The organism is Romboutsia sp. (assembly GCF_035470145.1).
Lineage (GTDB): Bacteria > Bacillota > Clostridia > Peptostreptococcales > Peptostreptococcaceae > Romboutsia_D.
Genome location: NZ_DATIRC010000377.1, coordinates 1 through 3,288 on the forward strand (window position 1 = coordinate 1; position 3,288 = coordinate 3,288).

Here is a 3,288-nt window from a genome sequence, read left to right on the forward strand (position 1 = left end):
CCGCCAAACGTGCCTCTTTTTTGAACGCTACCTATAAAACATACGATTTTTTTCATGTCATTTCCCCTTACTAATACTTTGCTTGCTTTAATACATTTTAATACATTGTCATGTATATTATATTTTAGTCAATAACCAAACTTAACTTCCAGACATAGTAGGATATAACTTGGATTTATAGCTAAATTACTTCATCAGATCTATTTAAGTAATTTTCTTTTTCAAAGTATATATAAAATCTTTTTTAGGGAAAAATATTTATACATTAAGATGGAGGTATTTTTTATGGATATTAATATTGAAAAAAATATAATGAATAATAAAAGTATAGAATCTAATGCAAAAAAAGCACTAAGTCAGTACAAACTTGAAATAGGTAGTGAATTAAACGATTTTTCTAATAATCAATCTGATACTCCTTATATAGGCGGTCTAGCAACCAGAAAACTTGTACAAATGGGTGAGGAACAACTATTAAAACAATATAAAAATAAATAAATTCTTATATTATCTAAATCTATCTTACAGGTAATATGATTATATAGCTGCTCAAGAAAAAGGAGATGACAAATGTCATCTCCTATCCATTAAAAACTTCTACAGTTTTAGCACTTACAATATTAACTCCTGTACCTAAGATATTTTCAACTATAACATCACCAACACTAATTGGTGCACTTACCTTAACTCTATCTAATTCTTCCATTATCTCAAATATCATACCTTTAGGAATAGAATCATTAGTTTTAACAGGAAGTAAGTTTAAATATGACTTATCTAATCTTACAGTTGTAGTTATAACTCTCTTAGGATTAGTTAATTCTTCTACTCCGTACTTTTCTCCTCTTTTACAAGTATTTCCTTCTACTTTATATCCTTCATCTAATTTAGTTACTACCAATGGACATCCCATTGGACAAACTATACAAGTTATATTAGCCATACTTAAGCCTCCTCTACACTTACAGTTATATTACCTGTAATATTTTTAAATAAATCTTTACCTATTTTAATATTTTCCATTTCAGATGGTATCATATGAATTCTTTTCTTTTCTAAAATCACCTTATCATCACTTCTTACAACTAACTTCTTATTTTTATAAATATTTCTTACTCTCATAAATAAGTTAACATCTTCATCACAGTTTATATCTATATTTTGAGGAACAATGTATGAAATACCTTCGTTTGCTACAGTACTTACTGTAGAATTATTTTTTAATTTGTTTAAAACATATAGTGCTGCATTTTTTCCTGCTATTCTACTTTCCTTTGTAACAAAGTCTACTAAGTCATGTACATGAACAACGTTACCACATGCAAATACTCCATCTATATTTGTTTCCATAGTATTTCTTACTATTGGTCCACTAGTTTTTGTATCTAAGTTTACACCAGCTTCAACACTTAATTCATTTTCTGGTATAAGTCCAACTGATAATAAAACTGTATCACATGGTATAAATTCTTCAGTTCCTTTTATAGGATTTCTATTTGAATCTAGTTTAGAAAGTGTTATACCTTCTACTCTTTGTTTTCCATGTATATTAGTTATACCAGTGCTTAACATTAGTGGTATATCAAAGTCATCTAAGCATTGAACTATATTTCTAGTTAATCCACTTGAATGAGGATTAACTTCAACTACTGCTTTAACTTTTGCTCCTTCTAATGTCATACGTCTAGCCATTATAAGTCCAATGTCACCTGATCCGTATATAACTACTTCTTTTCCTACCATGTATCCTTCCATATTACTAAGTCTTTGTGCTGCTCCTGCATTGTATACTCCTGCTGGTCTATATCCTGGTATATCTATAGCTCCTCTTGTTCTTTCTCTACATCCCATTGCTAAAACTATTGCATCTGCTTTAATATTTATTAGTCCTTCTTCTCCTAAAGCTTCTATAGTTTTATCTTCATTTATATTAAGTACCATAGTGTTTAACATATAGTCTATATTTTCTTTCTTTGCCATTTCTATAAATCTATGAGCATATTCTGGACCTGTTAGTTCTTCTTTAAATTCATGTAGTCCAAATCCATTGTGAATGCATTGGTTAAGTATTCCACCTAATTCTCTATCTCTTTCTATTATAAGTACATCTTTTGCACCATTTCTTTTAGCTTCTAGCGCAGCACCAAGTCCTGCAGGTCCTCCCCCAACTACTACTACATTATATTTCAACTAACTCACCCCTTAATTCTTTTACTTTTCCTACTACCATGTTTGACTTTTCATAATCTTTTAGTACTTCTTCTACAGTTATATTTAACTCTCTTGCTAATATTTCAATTACCTTAGGACCACAGAATCCTCCTTGGCATCTTCCCATTCCTGGTCTAACTCTTCTTTTTACTCCATCAACAGTTCTTGCACCACATGGTCTGTGTATTGCATCTATTATTTCAGCTTCTGTTACACTTTCACATCTACATATAATTTTTTTATTATTTTCATTTTCTTTTATAATTTCATTTCTTTCCTCATTATTCATGTGTGCAAATGGCTTATTTTTCTTTCTTATTGGATTAAAGTTTTCATTTGCTACTAAATTTAATCCTTCATTTTGAAGTAATTCTACTACATATTTTGCTACTCCTGGCGCTGATGCAAGTCCTGGGGATTCTATTCCACCTACGTTTATAAAGTTTTTACATTTTTGTGATGCAAATATCATAAAATCTCCTGTATTTGGAGTTGCTCTTAACCCTGAAAAAGATGTTATTGTTTTTCTAAAATCTATATTTTCTAGACTTTCTCTTGAATCTTCTACGATTTCATTTATACCATCTCTAGTTGTAGATATATCTTCTTTATCTTCAACTACTGTAGCATTTGGTCCTACTAATAAATTTCCATGAACAGTTTTTGTAACTAATACACCTTTTCCTTTTTTTGTTGGGCATTGGAATAATACATGATTTACTATTTTCCCTTCACTTTTGTCTAGTACTTTATATTGACCTTTTCTAGGTATGATGTAATATTCATCTCCACCTATCATGTTGTTTATTTTATCAGCATAAACTCCAGCTGCATTTATTACGTATTTTGATTTAATAGTTTCTTTATTTAAAAGTTGTATATCGAAATGATCTTCTTGTTTTTGTATATTTATAACTTTTGCTTGTAAATTCAATTCTACTCCATTGTTTATTGCATTTTCCATAAGTGCTACATTTAAATTAAATGGACAAACTATACCAGCTACCTCACATAAAAGAGCGCTAGTTACGTTTTTGTTTACATTTGGCTCTATTTTTATAACTTCTTCTTTATTTA

General features: G+C 29.5%; 4 protein-coding genes. 1 reads left to right on the forward strand and 3 read right to left on the reverse strand.

All coding sequences use genetic code 11. The features are described 5' to 3' along the window. Window positions 1–285 precede the first annotated feature (285 nt). A complete protein-coding gene (locus tag VLM92_RS14820) occupies window positions 286–498 on the forward strand; it encodes a small, acid-soluble spore protein, alpha/beta type (RefSeq protein ID WP_325277096.1) in 213 nt (70 codons plus the stop codon). An 82-nt stretch (window positions 499–580) separates the two neighbouring features. Here VLM92_RS14820 and VLM92_RS14825 read toward each other — a convergent pair whose 3' ends face one another. The 3 genes from VLM92_RS14825 to VLM92_RS14835 all read right to left on the reverse strand — a co-directional run. Further along, the gene (locus VLM92_RS14825) at window positions 581–943 is read right to left on the reverse strand and encodes a DUF1667 domain-containing protein (protein WP_325277097.1); all 363 of its coding nucleotides are present in this window, start codon (window positions 941–943) and stop codon (window positions 581–583) included. Window positions 944–945: 2 nt separating this feature from the next. After that, window positions 946–2,190, reverse strand: coding sequence for an NAD(P)/FAD-dependent oxidoreductase (locus tag VLM92_RS14830; protein WP_325277098.1), 1,245 nt, complete (start codon window positions 2,188–2,190; stop codon window positions 946–948). After that, window positions 2,180–3,288, reverse strand: a 1,109-nt coding sequence (locus VLM92_RS14835; RefSeq protein WP_325277099.1) for an NAD(P)/FAD-dependent oxidoreductase, incomplete at its 5' end; no start/stop codon positions are given. The genes VLM92_RS14835 and VLM92_RS14830, both read right to left, overlap by 11 nt.